The sequence below is a fragment of the Gryllotalpicola protaetiae genome, from assembly GCF_003627055.1.
Classification (GTDB): Bacteria; Actinomycetota; Actinomycetes; order Actinomycetales; family Microbacteriaceae; genus Gryllotalpicola; species Gryllotalpicola protaetiae.
This window is the reverse complement of the sequence record NZ_CP032624.1, coordinates 686,316-701,829: the sequence shown is the minus strand read 5'-3', so window position 1 is coordinate 701,829 and position 15,514 is coordinate 686,316. Positions and strand designations below refer to the sequence as shown.

Annotated in this window: 12 protein-coding genes and 1 tRNA gene; 7 read left to right on the top strand and 6 right to left on the bottom strand. The window is 70.9% G+C overall.

Annotated elements, in window-relative coordinates:
- Positions 1-31 precede the first annotated feature (31 nt).
- The 4 genes from metG to D7I44_RS03495 are packed head-to-tail and all read left to right on the top strand — an operon-like array spanning position 32 to position 4,277.
- Positions 32-1,606: a methionine--tRNA ligase gene (gene metG, locus D7I44_RS03510; protein ID WP_120788212.1), complete on the top strand. Its 1,575-nt coding sequence runs from the start codon at positions 32-34 to the stop codon at positions 1,604-1,606.
- A 3-nt stretch (positions 1,607-1,609) separates the two neighbouring features.
- A complete protein-coding gene (locus D7I44_RS03505; protein ID WP_120788211.1) occupies positions 1,610-2,500 on the top strand; it encodes a TatD family hydrolase in 891 nt (296 codons plus the stop codon).
- The gene (gene rsmA, locus D7I44_RS03500; protein WP_120788210.1) at positions 2,497-3,342 is read left to right on the top strand and encodes a 16S rRNA (adenine(1518)-N(6)/adenine(1519)-N(6))-dimethyltransferase RsmA; all 846 of its coding nucleotides are present in this window, start codon (positions 2,497-2,499) and stop codon (positions 3,340-3,342) included. The genes D7I44_RS03505 and rsmA overlap by 4 nt, the downstream gene beginning before the upstream one ends.
- Positions 3,339-4,277, top strand: a complete 939-nt coding sequence (locus D7I44_RS03495; protein WP_120788209.1) for a 4-(cytidine 5'-diphospho)-2-C-methyl-D-erythritol kinase — start codon at positions 3,339-3,341, stop codon at positions 4,275-4,277. The genes rsmA and D7I44_RS03495 overlap by 4 nt, the downstream gene beginning before the upstream one ends.
- 174 nt (positions 4,278-4,451) lie before the next feature.
- Here D7I44_RS03495 and D7I44_RS03490 read toward each other — a convergent pair whose 3' ends face one another.
- Positions 4,452-7,388, bottom strand: coding sequence for a helix-turn-helix domain-containing protein (locus D7I44_RS03490; RefSeq protein ID WP_120788208.1), 2,937 nt, complete (start codon positions 7,386-7,388; stop codon positions 4,452-4,454).
- 149 nt (positions 7,389-7,537) lie between these two features.
- On the opposite strand from D7I44_RS03490, the gene D7I44_RS03485 reads away from it, so the two are divergent.
- Positions 7,538-9,364: an ABC-F family ATP-binding cassette domain-containing protein gene (locus D7I44_RS03485; protein ID WP_120788207.1), complete on the top strand. Its 1,827-nt coding sequence runs from the start codon at positions 7,538-7,540 to the stop codon at positions 9,362-9,364.
- 72 nt (positions 9,365-9,436) lie between these two features.
- On the opposite strand, the gene D7I44_RS03480 is transcribed toward D7I44_RS03485, so the two are convergent.
- Positions 9,437-10,213: a GNAT family N-acetyltransferase gene (locus D7I44_RS03480; protein WP_120788206.1), complete on the bottom strand. Its 777-nt coding sequence runs from the start codon at positions 10,211-10,213 to the stop codon at positions 9,437-9,439.
- A 9-nt stretch (positions 10,214-10,222) separates the two neighbouring features.
- The gene (locus D7I44_RS03475; protein ID WP_162940031.1) at positions 10,223-11,041 is read right to left on the bottom strand and encodes a class I SAM-dependent methyltransferase; all 819 of its coding nucleotides are present in this window, start codon (positions 11,039-11,041) and stop codon (positions 10,223-10,225) included.
- Between the two features lie 246 nt (positions 11,042-11,287).
- Here D7I44_RS03475 and D7I44_RS03470 point away from each other — a divergent pair, with 246 nt between their 5' ends.
- The gene (locus D7I44_RS03470; protein ID WP_120788204.1) at positions 11,288-12,355 is read left to right on the top strand and encodes a 3-deoxy-7-phosphoheptulonate synthase; all 1,068 of its coding nucleotides are present in this window, start codon (positions 11,288-11,290) and stop codon (positions 12,353-12,355) included.
- Positions 12,356-12,361: 6 nt separating this feature from the next.
- Here D7I44_RS03470 and D7I44_RS03465 read toward each other — a convergent pair whose 3' ends face one another.
- Positions 12,362-12,868, bottom strand: a complete 507-nt coding sequence (locus D7I44_RS03465) for a MarR family winged helix-turn-helix transcriptional regulator (protein ID WP_120788203.1) — start codon at positions 12,866-12,868, stop codon at positions 12,362-12,364.
- A 45-nt stretch (positions 12,869-12,913) separates the two neighbouring features.
- On the opposite strand from D7I44_RS03465, the gene D7I44_RS03460 reads away from it, so the two are divergent.
- Positions 12,914-12,985, top strand: a tRNA-Gln gene (locus D7I44_RS03460).
- A gap of 446 nt (positions 12,986-13,431) precedes the next feature.
- On the opposite strand, the gene D7I44_RS03455 is transcribed toward D7I44_RS03460, so the two are convergent.
- Both D7I44_RS03455 and D7I44_RS03450 read right to left on the bottom strand, forming a co-directional pair.
- Positions 13,432-14,259, bottom strand: a complete 828-nt coding sequence (locus D7I44_RS03455; protein WP_120788202.1) for an aldo/keto reductase — start codon at positions 14,257-14,259, stop codon at positions 13,432-13,434.
- A 49-nt stretch (positions 14,260-14,308) separates the two neighbouring features.
- Entirely contained in the window at positions 14,309-15,484 is a 1,176-nt protein-coding gene (locus D7I44_RS03450; protein ID WP_120788201.1) for an MFS transporter, read from the bottom strand.
- Positions 15,485-15,514: the final 30 nt, after the last annotated feature.

The window sequence follows — 15,514 nt, the reverse complement described above, 5'->3', positions numbered from 1 at the left end:
CGATAAGGATCGGCCCCGTAGGATTTAAGGCATGCCAGAAGGCCGCCAGTTCTACCTGACCACGCCCATCTTCTATGTCAACGACGTGCCCCACATCGGCCACGCGTACACCGAGGTGGCTGCGGACGTCATGGCGCGCTGGCACCGTCAGGCGGGCGACGACACCTGGCTGCTGACGGGCACCGACGAGCACGGCCAGAAGATCCTGCGCACCGCGACCGCCAACGGCGCGACGCCCAAGGAATGGACCGACCGCCTGGTCGAGACCGCCTGGAAGCCGCTGCTCGAGACGATCGACATCGCCAACGACGACTTCATCCGCACCACAGACGAGCGCCACGAGCGCCGGGTGAAGCTGTTCATCGAGAAGCTGCACGAGGCCGGCCACATCTACGAGGCCGAGTTCGAGGGCCTGTACTGCGTCGGCTGCGAGGAGTTCAAGCCGCAGTCCGAGATCGTCGACGGTACCGGGCAGTACGAAGGGCAGAAGGTCTGCGCCATCCACGGCCGGCCGCTCGAGCTCATGCAGGAGAAGAACTACTTCTTCCGCATGAGCGCGTTCCAGCAGCAGCTGCTCGACCTGTACAAGGAACGGCCCGACTTCGTGCAGCCGGAGAGCGCGCGCAACGAGGTCGTCGCGTTCGTGTCGCAGGGGCTCAACGACCTGTCGATCTCGCGGTCGAGCTTCGACTGGGGCATCCCGATCCCCTGGGATTCCTCGCACGTGCTCTACGTCTGGGTCGACGCGCTGCTCAACTACGCGACCGCGATCGGCTACGGCGAGGACGACGCCGAGTTCGCGCGCCGCTGGCCGGCGCGGCACATCGTCGGCAAGGACATCCTGCGCTTCCACGCCGTCATCTGGCCCGCCATGCTGCTCGCCGCCGGGCTTCCCGTTCCGGCCGGTGTGTTCGGTCACGGCTGGCTGCTCGTCGGCGGCGAGAAGATGTCGAAGTCGAAGCTGACGGGCATCGCGCCGAACGAGATCACCGACACGTTCGGGTCCGACGCCTTCCGCTACTACTTCATGCGCGCGATCTCGTTCGGGCAGGACGGCTCGTTCTCGTGGGAGGACCTCGCTGCCCGCTACCAGGCGGAGCTCGCCAACGGCTTCGGCAACCTGGCCTCGCGCGTGATCGCGATGGTGCACCGTTACTTCGACGGCGTCGTGCCGCAGCCGGTCGCGGACGAGGCGGCTGAGCTCGCGATCCAGACCACGGTGGCGGCCTCGGCGCTCGAGGCGGACGCCGCGATCGAGCGCTTCGCGATCCACGACGCGCTCGCCGCGGTATGGAAGATCGTCGACGCCCTGAACGGCTACATCACGGAGCAGGAGCCGTGGTCGCTCGCGAAGGACGCGGCGCAGCGCGACCGCCTGTCGACCGTGCTGTACACGGCGGCCGAGGGTCTGCGCGCCCTCGCGGTGCTGCTCTCGCCGGTGCTCACGAAGGCGACCCCGAAGCTCTGGGCGGCCCTCGGCGCCACGGAGTCGCTCGGCGAGCTGTCGGCTCAGCCGCTGCGCGTCGCCGGCGCATGGGGCCAGCTGAAGCCGGGCACGGTCGTCGGTGAGCTCGAGCCGCTGTTCCCGCGCATCGAAGCAGTCTGACGCGTGGCATCCGACCGCTCCTACCCGCCGCTGCCGGACGCGCTCGCCGTACCGGTGTACGACGACCACACCCACCTCGACCCGGCGATCCACCGCGACGAGCCGGGGCTCGAGCAGCTCGGCTGGCGCGAACAGCTCGACCGGGCGGCCGCGGTCGGCGTGCGCGGTGTGGTGCAGGTCGGGGTCGACGTCGAGACGTCGATCTGGAGCGCAGAGCACGCGGTGAAGGACAGGCGGATGCTTGCCGCGGTCGCTCTTCACCCCAACGAGGCGCCTGAGCTCGAGGCATCCGGCGCCCTCGACGGCGCGCTCGAGACGATCGCGTCCCTCGCCGCCCGGCCGCGCGTGCGCGCCGTCGGCGAGACCGGGCTCGACTTCTACCGCACCGACGAGAGCGGTCGTGCGGCGCAGTTCCGCAGCTTCGAGGCGCACATCGACATCGCGAAGGCGAACGGCCTCGCGCTGCAGATCCACGACCGCGACGCGCACCGCGAGGTCGTCGAGACGCTACTGCGGGTCGGCGCGCCCGAGCGCACGGTGTTCCACTGCTTCTCGGGCGACGCGGCGCTGGCCCGGCTCGCGGCCGAGCACGGCTGGTACCTGTCCTTCGCGGGCACGGTCACGTTCAAGAACGCGCCGGCGCTGCGCGAGGCGCTGACCGTCGTGCCGCGCACGCTCGTCACCGTCGAGACGGATGCGCCGTACCTGACTCCCATGCCCTATCGAGGCCGCCCCAACGCGCCGTACCTCGTGCCGCACACGGTGCGGTTCATGGCAGAGACTCTGGGCATGCCCATCGACGAGCTGGCCGCGCAGATCGCCGCGAACACCGTCGACGTGTACGGCTCGTGGGACGACGAGCTCGAAGCCGTCGTGGCCGAGGCAGCGCCGTGACGCCCGGTCTGCTCGGCCCGGCCGAGGTGCGCGACCTCGCCGAACTGCTCGACGTGACGCCGACGAAGAAGCTCGGCCAGAACTTCGTGCACGACGCGAACACGGTGCGGCGCATCGTGCGGGTCGGCGCGGTGCAGGCGGGCGACACGGTCGTCGAGGTCGGCCCGGGGCTCGGCTCGCTGACGCTCGGCCTGCTCGAGGCGGGCGCGCACGTCGTCGCCGTCGAGATCGACGGGCGGCTCGCAGCGCAGCTGCCGGCGACCGTCGCGGCGCAACTCGGCGCGGAGGCGGCCGCTCGGCTCACCGTCGTCCACCAGGATGCGCTCACCGTCGAGTCGCTGCCGGGCGAGCCCACGCGGCTCGTCGCGAATCTGCCGTACAACGTCTCGGTTCCTGTGCTGCTGCATCTGCTCGAGAAGGTGCCGTCGCTGCGCTCCGGCGTCGTTATGGTGCAGGCCGAGGTCGGCGAGCGGCTCGCCGCAGGGCCGGGCTCGAAGGTCTACGGCTCGCCGAGCGTGAAGGCGGCCTGGTATGGCTCCTGGCGCACCGCGGGGAACGTCAGCAGGCAGGTGTTCTGGCCCGTGCCGAACGTCGACTCGATCCTCGTGGCGTTCGAGAAGGGCGAGGCGCCGGGCGATGAGGCGCTGCGGCGGCGCGTGTTCGCCGTCGTCGACGCCGCGTTCCAGCAGCGTCGGAAGATGCTGCGGCAGTCGCTCTCCGGTGTGTTCGGGGGGTCGGCCGAAGCATCCGCCGCTCTCGAATCGGTCGGCGCCGCACCGACTGCGCGCGGCGAAGAGCTCGACGTGGAGGCGTTCGTGCGCGTCGCGGGGCGGCTGTCATGACCGAGGCGGTCGAGTCGGGGCGAGACACACGTGTTCACGTGCGCGCGCCGGGGAAGATCAACGTCTACCTCGGCGTCGGCGAGGTGATGGCCGACGGCTACCACGAGGTCGCGACCGCCTATCAGGCGGTCAGCCTCTACGAAGAGGTGTACGCGAGCGAGTCGTCGGACTTCACCGTCTCCTTCCGCGGTCCCGTCGACTGCTCGGGCCTGCCCACCGACGAGACGAACCTCGCGCTGCGCGCGGCGCGCCTGCTCGCGACGCACACCGCGTACGCGGGGGGCGTGCGGCTCGAGATCGAGAAGCACGTCCCGATCGCGGGCGGCATGGGTGGCGGGTCGGCGGATGCCGCAGCCGCACTCGTCGCCTGCGACGCGCTGTGGGGGACATCTGTTCCGCGTGAGGAATTGCACGAGCTGGCCGCCCTGCTCGGCGCCGATGTGCCGTTTGCGCTCGCGGGCGGCACCGCGATCGGAACGGGCCGCGGCGAAGAGCTGTCGCCGGCGCTCGCGCGGGGCACCTTCCACTGGGTGCTCGCGCTGCCTGACGCGCAGCTGTCGACGCCGGCCGTCTACGGCGAGCTCGACCGGCACCGCGAGCGGCACCGGGCCGAGCTGGCGCCGAAGCTCGCGCCGTCTGTCGACCCTGCGGTGCTGCAGGCGCTGCGCGCCGGCGATCCGCGACAGCTCGCCGAGGTGCTGGCGAACGACCTGCAGGCCGCAGCGATCCATCTCGCGCCTGAGCTCGCGCCGGTGCTCGAGACGGGGGAGCGCGCAGGGGCTCTCGCAGGGCTCGTGTCAGGCTCAGGGCCGACGGTGGCGTTCCTCGCCGAGGACGGCGACGGGGCGCTCGAACTGCAGATCGCGCTGTCGGCGTCCGGGCTGCGCGCCCTGCGGGTGACGGGGCCGGTGCACGGCGCTCGCGTCGTCGGCTGACGGGTGCGGCCTGGAGTCGAAGGTGCGCCGGCGGGGGACCGTTCGGGTCGTCGGGTCGTACCACGGGGGTTGGGAGAGTTGGGGGTGTGGGGCTCACCTTGAGCCTGATCCCCCGCTCGGCTTCACCAGGCTAACCGGGCTGCGCGCCCCCGCCAGTGGCGTCGGCGCAAACCGTCAAGACCTGACAGGGCCGTCCTCGTCGCGCGCCTTCCGATGTCCTTTCGACCGCCGCGCGGCCGGCCCCTGCACGACCGCGCGCAGCTCGCGGCGCGAGCTCAGCGACAGCTTCGCGAGGATGTTGCGGACGTGGAAGTTCACCGTCGTCACCGACACGTACAGCTGCTCGGCGACCTCGCGGTTGGTGAGCCCGCTCGCGACCGCGATCGCGACCTCGCGCTCGCGCGTGGTGAGTGCGGCGAGCGCGCCGCCCGTCGAATCGGCGGCGTGGCCGCGGCCGGCGGATGCCCGCGGCTCTGCGTGGTCCGCGAGCTCTTCGATGCGCTCCAGGGTGCGCATCAGATAGGTGCCGGCCTTCAGGTCGCGGAATGCCGCGGCGGCGAGCTCGAGCTGCTCCAGCGCGCGCTTCGGATTGTCCGCAGCCGTGAGCGCGGCGGCGAAGTCGACCCGGTCGCGCGCGAGTTGGAACGGCTGGCCGGCGGCGGTCTGGCTCGTGACGATGCCGCTGTACAGCGTGCCGGCCCGCGCGGGGTCGCCCGTTGCCAGGGCGATGCGCGCGTGCAGCCGGCTGACCGCATGCGGGGAGCGATTCCACGGCGTCTGGCCCGCGAGCGCCTCGCCCGCGATCCCGAGCGCGTCTGCCGTGCGTCCGAGGGCGAGCAGGGCGTCGATGTGCAGCGGCAGCCAGGTCCATGCGCTGCCCCGGCGGGTCGCGGTGCGCGCGGTCTCGGTCGCCTGCAGCTGAGCGAGCGGGTCGCCGACGGCCGCGGCGAGCTCGGCCAGCATCAGGTCGGGCAGGTCGGGGTCGTACGGCACCGCTCCGCCGCCAGGCGGCGGCAGCAGGCCGATGAGGCGCTCGACCCTGTGCACCTCGTCGGCTCCGCCGCGTGCGGCGGCCACCATCCCTGACACCGCGTACGCGGTGGGCAGCGCCGCGCGATACGGGTCGTCGAAGGCGCTCTCGAGCGCCCTGCGGCCGGTGACGACGGCGTTGTCCCAGTCGCCGGTGAGGAACAGGACGTGGGCGTGCATCGTGAGTGCGGTGTGCTTGAGCCACGAGTCGGGGAACCCGGGGGCGACCCGGATCGCGCGATGCAGGCGGTTCGCGGCATCCGTCACCCGCCCCGCATAGAGCAGGGTGCGCGCCTGGTACACGATCGCGTCGACCGCCGCCGGCGAGTCGGGCGTGACCCGCAGCAGCAGGTCGAGGCGCGCCATGCGGTCGGCCAGCCGCTCGGAGTCGCGCAGGCGTGCCGCAGCCGCGAGCTCCCAGGCGGTGAGCCACAGCTCGTTCTCACGAGGGCGCACGAGCCAGCGCAGCTCTGCGTCGACCTCGCCCGCCTGCGTCGGCGCGTCTGCCAGGACGCGGCGCGCGAGCGCGACATGCCCTGCCACGAGCTCGTGGTGCTCGTTGATGGCGTCGTACAGGGGAAGCATCGACGCGGCGTGCGCCCGCAGCGCTCGGGTGGTGGCAGAGCCGCCCGGCGCGTCGATCACGGCCCTCGCGCGCTCGATGCCCGCTTCGCGGTTGCCTGCGAGAACCTCGAGATCCGCGAGGATCGCGTCGCGCAACTGCGACTCGGGCAGCGCGGCGAGCTCGCCCTTCAGCTGCGCGACGCGCTGGTGCTCGTGCAGACGCAGCGCGAGGGTTCCGGCGGTGAGCACCGCCTTCTCGTATTCGGCGCCGGGCGAGGCCAGCTGAACGGCGGAGAGCGCGAGCGAGACGGCGCGCTCGCTGTCCCCGACGGCCGCGCGCGTGAGCGAGCCGTCGATCAGGTCCGCGACGAGCGTGGTGTCCTCCGCGACCATCGCGCCGATCCGGTGGCGCAGCACCGGCAGCCCCGTCAGCACGTCGGCCGCGGCCGAATGGATCTCGCGGCGGCGCTCGATCGCGATGCCCGCGGCGATGCGGTCGCCGGTCACCCGCGTCGGGGGAGCGACGGTCGGAACCGCTGCGTCCTCGACGAAGCGCACGAGCCCCGCGCGCTCGGCCGCGTCGAGATCGAAGGCGCCGAACGTCTCCGTGATCCCGAGCCACGCGGCCACTCGGTTGACGGCCGCGATCGCCGTCGGCTCGCGCAGGACCGCGACGATCTCGGCCGCGGTGCGCGCTCCGAGCGACGCCGCGTCGAGCGCGGCCTGCTGCCGAGGCAGGAGGGGCACGATCCGCGGCCGGTCGAGATCGATCGCCGCGGGGTGCGGCGACTGGAGGAGATCGCTCTGGAACGCGTCGAAGAGCCCTGTCACGAGCGTCGGGTTGCCGTCGGTGTCCGCGACGAACTGGCGGGCGACCCGGCCGGCGAGCGGCCGTCCAGCGCGCTCGACGGCGAGTTCCTGCACGTCGGAGGGCGACAGCGCCGGCAGGCGGACGATGACGTTGTGCTCGGGGCGGGACTGCGCGAGACCCTGCAGCTGCTGCTCGCTCTGGTTCACGAGCGACTCTGTCGACATCAGCATCATCTGCGGCTGCTTGCCGTGCCTGCGCAGTCCGATGCGGATCGCCTCAGCCGATCGCTCGTCGGCGAGGTGGACGTTCTCGACGACGACGCAGACCGGCGCCTCGATGGTGGCGAGCGCCTTGGCGAGATTGCGGCCGACCGCCACGGCGTCGTCGGGGCTGCCAGGGAACGAAAGCGGGGTGACGACCTGAACGCCGAAGCGCGCGAGCGACAGGTTGAGCGTCTCGACGAACGACCAGTCCGTCATCCGCTCGCGCTCGACCGCGACGCCCACGACGAGCGTCCAGTCCTCGAGGAACCGGATGGATTCCCGCAGCACCCCAGCCGACTGATAGCCCTCTGGACCGTAGATCAGCACGGACCCCACGCGGGAGTGCGGCTCGAGCGTCAGCTCCGAGACGCGCCCGATGGCGGCACGCACCTGGTCGCGCGTCGCGGCAGATGCCGCTGCGAGCGACGTCGGGTATGCGCTCATGCCGTCCCCCAGGCTGATTACTCGAACAGGTCCGCGGCTCGGGTGGCGGAACATGTTCGAAACACAGGTTGCCACAATCTAGACGCGTGGGCACCCGGCGAGGCGCCCCCCAATTCAGAGGTGTATCGCACTCGCCTATCCTTGACGGAATGGCTCATCTCCTCGGCGCGGAGTCGCTGCACGTCGAATTCCCCACCCGCGTCGTCTTCGATTCAGTGACTCTCGGCCTGCAGGACGGCGACCGCGTCGGCATCGTCGGCCGCAACGGCGACGGCAAGTCGACCCTGCTGCGGCTGCTCGCAGGGCGGATGGAGCCGGACGGAGGCCGCGTCACACGGCGCCGCGACCTGCGGCTCGGCGTGCTCGATCAGGCGGACACGCTCGACCCCGAATCGACGGTGGCCAAGGCGATCGTCGGCGACGCAGCCCATCACGAATGGGCGGGGGATGCCCGTACCCGGGACGTTCTCTCGGGCCTGGTGGCCGACATCGGGTGGGACGCGCGCATCGAGACCCTCTCTGGCGGCCAGCGCCGTCGCGTCGCGCTCGCCGCGCTGCTCGTCGGCGAATGGGATGTCCTCTTCCTCGACGAGCCGACCAACCACCTCGACGTCGAGGGCATCGCCTGGCTCGCGGGTCATCTCAAGGCGCGCTGGGCTGCGGCATCCGGCGCGCTCGTCGTCGTCACCCACGACCGGTGGTTCCTCGACGAGGTCTGCAACGCCACGTGGGAGGTGCACGACCGCATCGTCGAGCCCTTCGAGGGCGGCTATGCGGCGTACATCCTGCAGAGGGTCGAGCGCGACCGCATGGCCGCAGCGACGGAGTCTCGGCGGCGCAACCTCGCCCGTAAGGAGCTCGCCTGGCTTCGCCGCGGGGCGCCCGCCCGCACCTCGAAGCCGAAGTTCCGCATCGACGCGGCGAACCAGCTGATCGAAGACGTTCCCGAGATCCGCGACGCGGTCTCGCTGCAGCGCCTCGCGGTCTCGCGCCTCGGCAAGGACGTCGTCGACCTGATCGACGTCTCCGTGTCGTTCGATCGTCCGATCCTGCGCGACCTCACGTGGCGCATCGCGCCCGGCGAGCGCACCGGTGTCCTCGGCGTCAACGGCGCGGGCAAGTCGACGCTGCTCGGTCTGATCGCGGGCACCGTCGCCCCGACCGCCGGTCGTGTGAAGCGCGGCACGACCGTGAAGGTGGCGACGCTGACGCAGCGGCTCGACGAGCTCGACGAGGTACTCGACCAGCCGGTGCGCACGGTGATCGCCGGCCTGCGCTCGAGCTACACGATCGGCTCGGGCTCGAAGGCGCAGGAGCTCACGCCCGGCCAGCTGCTCGAGCGGCTCGGGTTCTCGAGCGCGCAGCTCTCGACCCCCGTGAAGGATCTCTCCGGCGGTCAGAAGCGCCGCCTGCAGCTGCTGCTCATCCTGCTCGATGAGCCGAACGTGCTGATCCTCGACGAGCCGACCAACGACCTCGACACCGACATGCTCGCGGCCATCGAGGACCTACTGGACTCGTGGCCGGGCACCCTGATCGTGGTCTCGCACGACCGGTACCTGCTCGAGCGGGTCACGGACCAGCAGTTCGCGATCCTCGACGCGCACCTGCGCCATCTGCCGGGCGGGGTCGACGAGTACCTGCGCCTGAGGCGTGCGCAGCAGACGGCGGATGCTTCGGGCACCGCCGCGCCGGCCTCCGTTGGTCGGCTCGCGCAGGGCGCGAATGGAGACCACGGGAGTTCAGGGCTCTCGGGCGCCGACCGGCGAAATGCTGAGAAGGAAGTGGCGTCGATCGATCGGCGCATCGCGCGACTTCAGGCCGACATCGCGACGGCCCACGACAAGCTGGCCGCGCACGATCAGTCGGACTACGTGGGCCTCGGCGCGCTCACCGACGGGCTGCGCACGCTCGAATCCGAGCTCGCCGACCTCGAGACCCGCTGGCTCGAGCTCTCGGAGCAGCTCGAGGCCTGACGCCGCGCTGAGACGCGCTGAAAGGGCGCTATCGCGCCGGTTCCTCCCATCTCGGCGCGTCTCGGCGGGCGACTACGCCCGGCACGCTGCGGCCGGCGGCAGCCTGAGCGCGCCGACCAGGTACTCGTATCGGTCGACCTCCGCGAAGCCGAACCGCGCGTAGAGGGCGGCGGCGGCCTGGTTGCGGGCGAGCACCTGCAGCCAGGCATCCGTCACCCCGTGTTCGGCGCCCGCCGCGAGTGCTGCAGCGACCACCCGCTCGCTATACCCGCGCCTGCGGTGCTCGGGCAGCGTGGCGACGCAGTACAGACCACCCCACTCGCCAACCGGTGCGAGCCGCGCGACCGCCACCAGCGCACCGTCTATGCGCAGAGCGGCATACACGGCGGGAACGCCCGTGAGGATGCGGCGTGCGGTCTCGAGCTCGGCCTCGCCGCCGCGCCCGTCGACCGACCACCACACGGCGAGCCACTCGTCGCCGGGCTCGTCGGCGAGCTCGACCCCGTCATCCGGCACGGTCTCGCGTGCGGCGAGGGATGCCGCGAGCACCAGCGTCTCGTCCAGGGCTCGGTAGCCGCGCCCGATCAGCCGGGCGCGCGCGCCGCCCTGCGCGGCGGAGAGCTGGAACAGCGGCGGGAGGCCGCGCTCGCGGTAGGCGATCTCGACGGCGGCCAGCGCGTCTGGCGACGTGTCGGCTTCGTTCCCGACCCACCACGCCGAGTTCGCGCGCTTTGTGACGCCGGCGGCGAAGCGCATCTGCCAGCCGCCGGCCTCCGCCCGCTCGAGGGCGGGCCACGCCGCATCGGCGAGCGCCGCAAAGTCGGTCGTGCCGGCAGAGGCCTCGGTCATCACTCGAGGTTAGGCGCTGCGGCGCACGGGCCCGGGCTCGATCGTCGGCACTTCGCGCGTCTGGTCGAACAGGTGCGACAGCTCGTCGACGTCGTCGCGGGCGAGCACGTGCGCGTCCTGCTCATCGAGGGATTCGCCGTCCGGTCTGTCCTGGATCGCCGCGGCCGCCATCGCCCCGAGCTCGGCCTCCGGGGCGGCCACCGTCACCGGCTTCGCCCACCGCAGGCGATACCGGCCGAGCAGCCCGCGGTGCAGCTCCGCCCCCGGCAGCAGTTCGGCCGCGGCGTCCGCCACATCTGCGAAGGAATAGGCGGGCTTCGCCGGTTGCGCCGACGCGAACTCTGGCCGATACATGCCGCGCCAGGTATAGAAGAGCTCGAGGGCACGCGAGTAGGGAACCGACGCCCATTCCACCGCCCGGTCGACGACCGTCGCCGGCGCGGTCACTCCGACGACCACGAGCGTGCCGCCCGGCTTCAGCAGGTCGACGACGCGCTCGAGTGTCGGGACGAGCGGTAGCTCGTGCAATGCAGACACCATCGTGACGACGTCGTAGCTGCCGGGGACGAGGCCCCATTCCGTGCCGAACTCCGACACGGCGGCGTCCGTGTTCGGCACCATGCAGAGCCGCTTGTGCGCCTGCGCGATCGCGACGGGGTCCTTGTCGATGCCGATGACGGAACGCGAGACCTCCGCCAGCCGCTGTGCGAGCAGCCCGTCGCCGCAGCCCACGTCGAGCACGTCGCCGGCGTGCTCCGCCGCGATGCGCTGGATCCAGGGGTGGTAGGCGGCGTCGCGGTTCCACTCGCCGCCGACATCAGTGGACATGGCCCCCATAGTGGTCACGGTGTGCTCGTGCCGCCAGGGGACACGCCGCGAAGCCGTACCGTGCGCACCGTGATAACCTCAGCGGCATGAACCGCTTCTGGTATGTCTATGAGTCCCCGGCTGAGGTGCCGGCTCTCTGAGACAACCAGAACCCCACCTTCAGCCCGGCAGAGACTTCGATCTCTGCCATTCGTCTTTCTAGGCGGGGCTGCGGGCCTTCCGCCGGGAAGGGAGAAGAGGAACCAGATGTCCAACGACCTCGGCGCGGCGACCTTCGAGCCGCTGCCCACCCCGAACCAGCTCAAGGCCGAGCTGCCGATCAGCCCTGAGGCATCCGCTCGCATCGCCCGGCACCGTGCCGAGATCGACGCGATCATGCAGGAGCAGGACGACCGCCTGCTCGTCGTCGTCGGCCCGTGCAGTGTGCACGACCCCGCGGCGGCCCTCGACTACGCGCGGCGCCTCGCGCCGATCGCCGAGAAGCTCAAGGACGACGTGCTGATCGTGATGCGCGTGTACTTCGAGAAGCCGCGTTCGACCGGCGGGTGGAAGGGCCTCATCAACGACCCGCAGCTGAACGGCACGCACGACATCGCGACCGGCCTGCGCGTCGCCCGCAAGCTGCTGCTCGACATCGTCGAGCTCGGCCTGCCGACCGGCACCGAGTTCCTCGAGCCGGTCAGCCCCTCCTACATCTCCGACCTGGTCGCGTGGGGTGCCATCGGGGCGCGCACGACCGAGAGCCAGATCCACCGCCAGATGGCCTCGGGCCTCGGCATGCCGATCGGCTTCAAGAACGCCACAGACGGCGACGTTCAGGTCGCGATCGACGGCGTCACGGTGGCGGCCCAACAGCACACCACCTTCGGCATCGACGACGACGGCCGCGCCTCGGTCGTCACGACGCGCGGCAACAACGCGGGCCACATCATCCTGCGTGGCGGCCGCTTCGGGCCGAACTACGGCACCCACAATGTGATCCACTCGGCGCGGCTGCTCGCGCGCGCCGGCCTCTCGCCGCGCATCATCGTCGACGCGAGCCACGCGAACAGCGGCAAGAGCCACATCCGCCAGCTCGAGGTCGCGCACGAGCTCGCCGCGCAGATCGCCGACGGCGAGCCGATCGCGGGCGTCATGGTCGAGAGCTTCATCGAGCCCGGCGCGCAGAAGCTGACGGATGCCGGGCTCGCCGGCCTCGTCTACGGCAAGTCGATCACCGACGCCTGCATCGGGTGGGACGACACCGCCGCACTGCTCGAGGACCTCGCCGCTGCCGCGCGCCGCGCCGCGCGCCTCGAGCCGGTTGACGTGTAGGGCCGGCTACTTCGCCGACTCGTCGAAATCGACGGTGAGCTTGCGCAGCAGCGTCGAGAGACGGCTGCGGTCGGCTGCGCCGAGATTGTTCAGGATGCCTGCCTCGGCGTCGACCAGGCGCGTGATGGCCGCATCGACGTGCGTGAGCCCCGAGCGCGTCATCCGCACCAGTACCCCGCGACCGTCGGCCGGGTCGCTCGATCGCTGAACGAAGCCACGCTCGACGAGCCGGTCGATGCGGTTCGTCATCGTGCCTGAGGAAACCAGTGTCTGCTGCAGCAGTGCCTTCGGCGAGAGCTGATAGGGCGCGCCGGCGCGGCGCAGGGCGGCGAGCACGTCGAACTCCCACGACTGCAGGCTCGAGCGGGTGAACGCCTGCTTGCGTGCCGCCTCGAGGTGGCGAGAGAGCCGGTCGACTCGCGAGAGCACCTGCAGCGGCGTGAAATCGAGGTCGGGGCGTTCGCGCAGCCAGGCGTCGACGATGCGGTCGACTTCGTCCTGCGGGGCGGGCATGCGGTCAGCTTATCGGCGCCCGAGATGGCAGACTTAGACCGCCATTCCGCGATGGTGTAACGGCAGCACGACGGCCTTTGGAGCCGTTAAGTTCAGGTTCGAATCCTGATCGCGGAGCACTGGGCTGTCCTGAAGACTCGGAGACGAAGGAAGCCCCTGGGTGGTCACCCAGGAGCTTCCTTCGTGCTGGCTATTCGAGCGATGCTGGCATGTCCCCGACGCGTTGTTCGAGGAGTCTTCGATCAAGCGGTGTCGCGGCGGTGTTCCGGCTTGTCGCTCGGGCGCTTGAGGCCGGCGAGGACGCGACCGGTGCAGGGATCCCTGCTTCAGGACGATTCCTTTACCAAAGACGATGTCAGGAACCTCGCCTTTGGCTGCGTCGGGTCTGATGTCGAGGTTGGCGGCGTACATCCCGGTAAATGGGTCGACGAGGCGGAAGCTCTGCGCCTCTCCGAGCCGCTATCGGCTGAACTTCCTGCGGTCGGGCGACGGGATGTAGGTGTCTGGTCGATCGACAGGCCGGTTTGAGTGACCTGGTCGTGCCATTGCTGTGCTCGCTCCGGTCAGCCGTTGAACGCGGCCGGGTGCGGACCGGTGCGGCCGTCGCGCTCGAGCGCGTCGATCCCTGCGATCTCCTCGCCCGTGAGATCGAAGCTGAACACGTCGAGGTTCGCTGCGATCCGGGCAGGCGTCACGGACTTCGGGATCACGATGTTGCCGTGCTGCAAGTGCCAGCGCAGCACCACCTGGGCCGGCGTGACCCGGTGCGCGGCTGCCGCCTGGGTGACGGCCTGCTCATCGAGCACCGCCCCCTGGGCCAGCGGGCTCCAGGCCTCGGTCGCGATCCCGTGGTGGGCGTTCGCGGCGACGGTCTCGCGGTTCTGCAGGGCAGGATGCAACTCGATCTGGTTGACGGCAGGGATCACGCCCCCGAGCCCGGCCACGCGCTCCAGATGCTCTGGAAGGAAGTTGGAGACCCCGATCACACGAGTCAGGCCCGTCTCGACGAGACCGGCGAACTCCTGCCAGGTCTCGAGGTAGGCATCGGTGGCCGGTGCCGGCCAGTGGATCAGGTACAGGTCGACGCGCTCGAGGCCGAGGCGGTCGAGGCTCGCTTCGAGCGCGGTGCGGGCGCGGCCGGCGCCGAGGTCGTCGGTCCACAGCTTGGTGGTGACGAAGACCTCGTTGCGAGGCAGGCCCGCTGCGGCGAGCGCCCGGCCGACGCCGCGCTCGTTGCCGTAGATGGCGGCGGTGTCGATACTGCGGTAGCCGGCCTCAAGGGCGGTCTCGACGGCCTGCTGGGCCTGGTCGTCGGGCACCTGGAAGACGCCGAAGCCGAGCTGCGGCATGCTCACGCCGTTGTTCAGGGTGATCGTGGGGATCGTGGACATGGGATTCCTCTCGATTGTGACGGGGTGGGAGTGAGTGGCGGTGGCTGGTCTAGCGGGCGAGCGCCGGGGATTTCGCGAGCTCGCCGCCGCGTACTCGGGCTGCGATGAGGTAGGCGACGAGCCCGGCGAGGGTGACGGCGGCGCCGGCCCACAACGGCGAGGTGTAGCCGAGGCCCGCGGCCAGCGTCAGACCGCCGACCCATGCGCCGAAGGCGTTGCCGATGTTGAACGCGGCGATGTTCGCGCCCGACGCCAGCGTGGGGGCGTCGGCGGCGTGGTTCATGATCCGCATCTGCAGTCCGGGCACCGTGGCGAAGCCGAAGCCGCCCATGAGCACGAGCGCGGCCAGCGTCGCCGGCTTGGAACCGGCGGTGAGGGCGAAGCCGGCGAGGATGACCGTCAGGGCGGCCATGAGCACGATGAGCGTGGTCACGAGGTTGCGGTCGGCGAAGCGGCCGCCGAGCAGGTTGCCGGCGAACAGTCCGACGCCGAAGAGGACGAGCAGCCACGGCACCGTGGATGAGGCGAATCCCCCGACCTCGGTGAGCGTGAACGCGATGTAGCTGAACGCGCCGAACATGCCGCCGTAGCCGAGCACCGTGACGAGCATGGAGAGCCACACCTGCACGCTCCGGAAGATACGGAACTCCTCGAGCACACTGCGTCCGCCGTGGTCCGCAGGGGTTGCCGGGACGAGCACGAGGATGCCGAAGAACGCGATCACGCCGATCGCGGTGATGGCCCAGAAAGTCGAGCGCCAGCCCGCCGCCTGGCCGAGGAAGGTGCCGAGCGGCACTCCGGCGACGTTCGCGACCGTGAGGCCGGTGAACATCACGGCGATGGCGGCCGCGCGCTTGTTCTCCGGCACCAGATCCGCGGCGACGACCGCGCCGATGCCGAAGAATGCGCCGTGGCACAGCGCGGCGATGATCCGGCCGATGAGCATGAGGTCATAGCTGGGCGCGACCGCGGAGAGCAGGTTTCCGGCGATGAAGAGGATGAGCAGCCCGAGCAGCGCCTTCTTCCGGTCGACACGCCGCAGGAGTGCGGTGAGCACGACGCCGCCGACCGCGACTGAGAGGGCGTAGCCGGAGATGAGGTAGCCGGCGACGGTCTCGGTCACGCCGAAGTCGGTGGCCACCTCGGGCAGCAGGCCCATGATGACGAACTCCGTCAGGCCGATGCCGAAGCCGCCGAGTGCGAGGGCGTAGAGGGCAGCGGGCATGGAGGGGTCCTTCCTGGAAGATGGTGGATT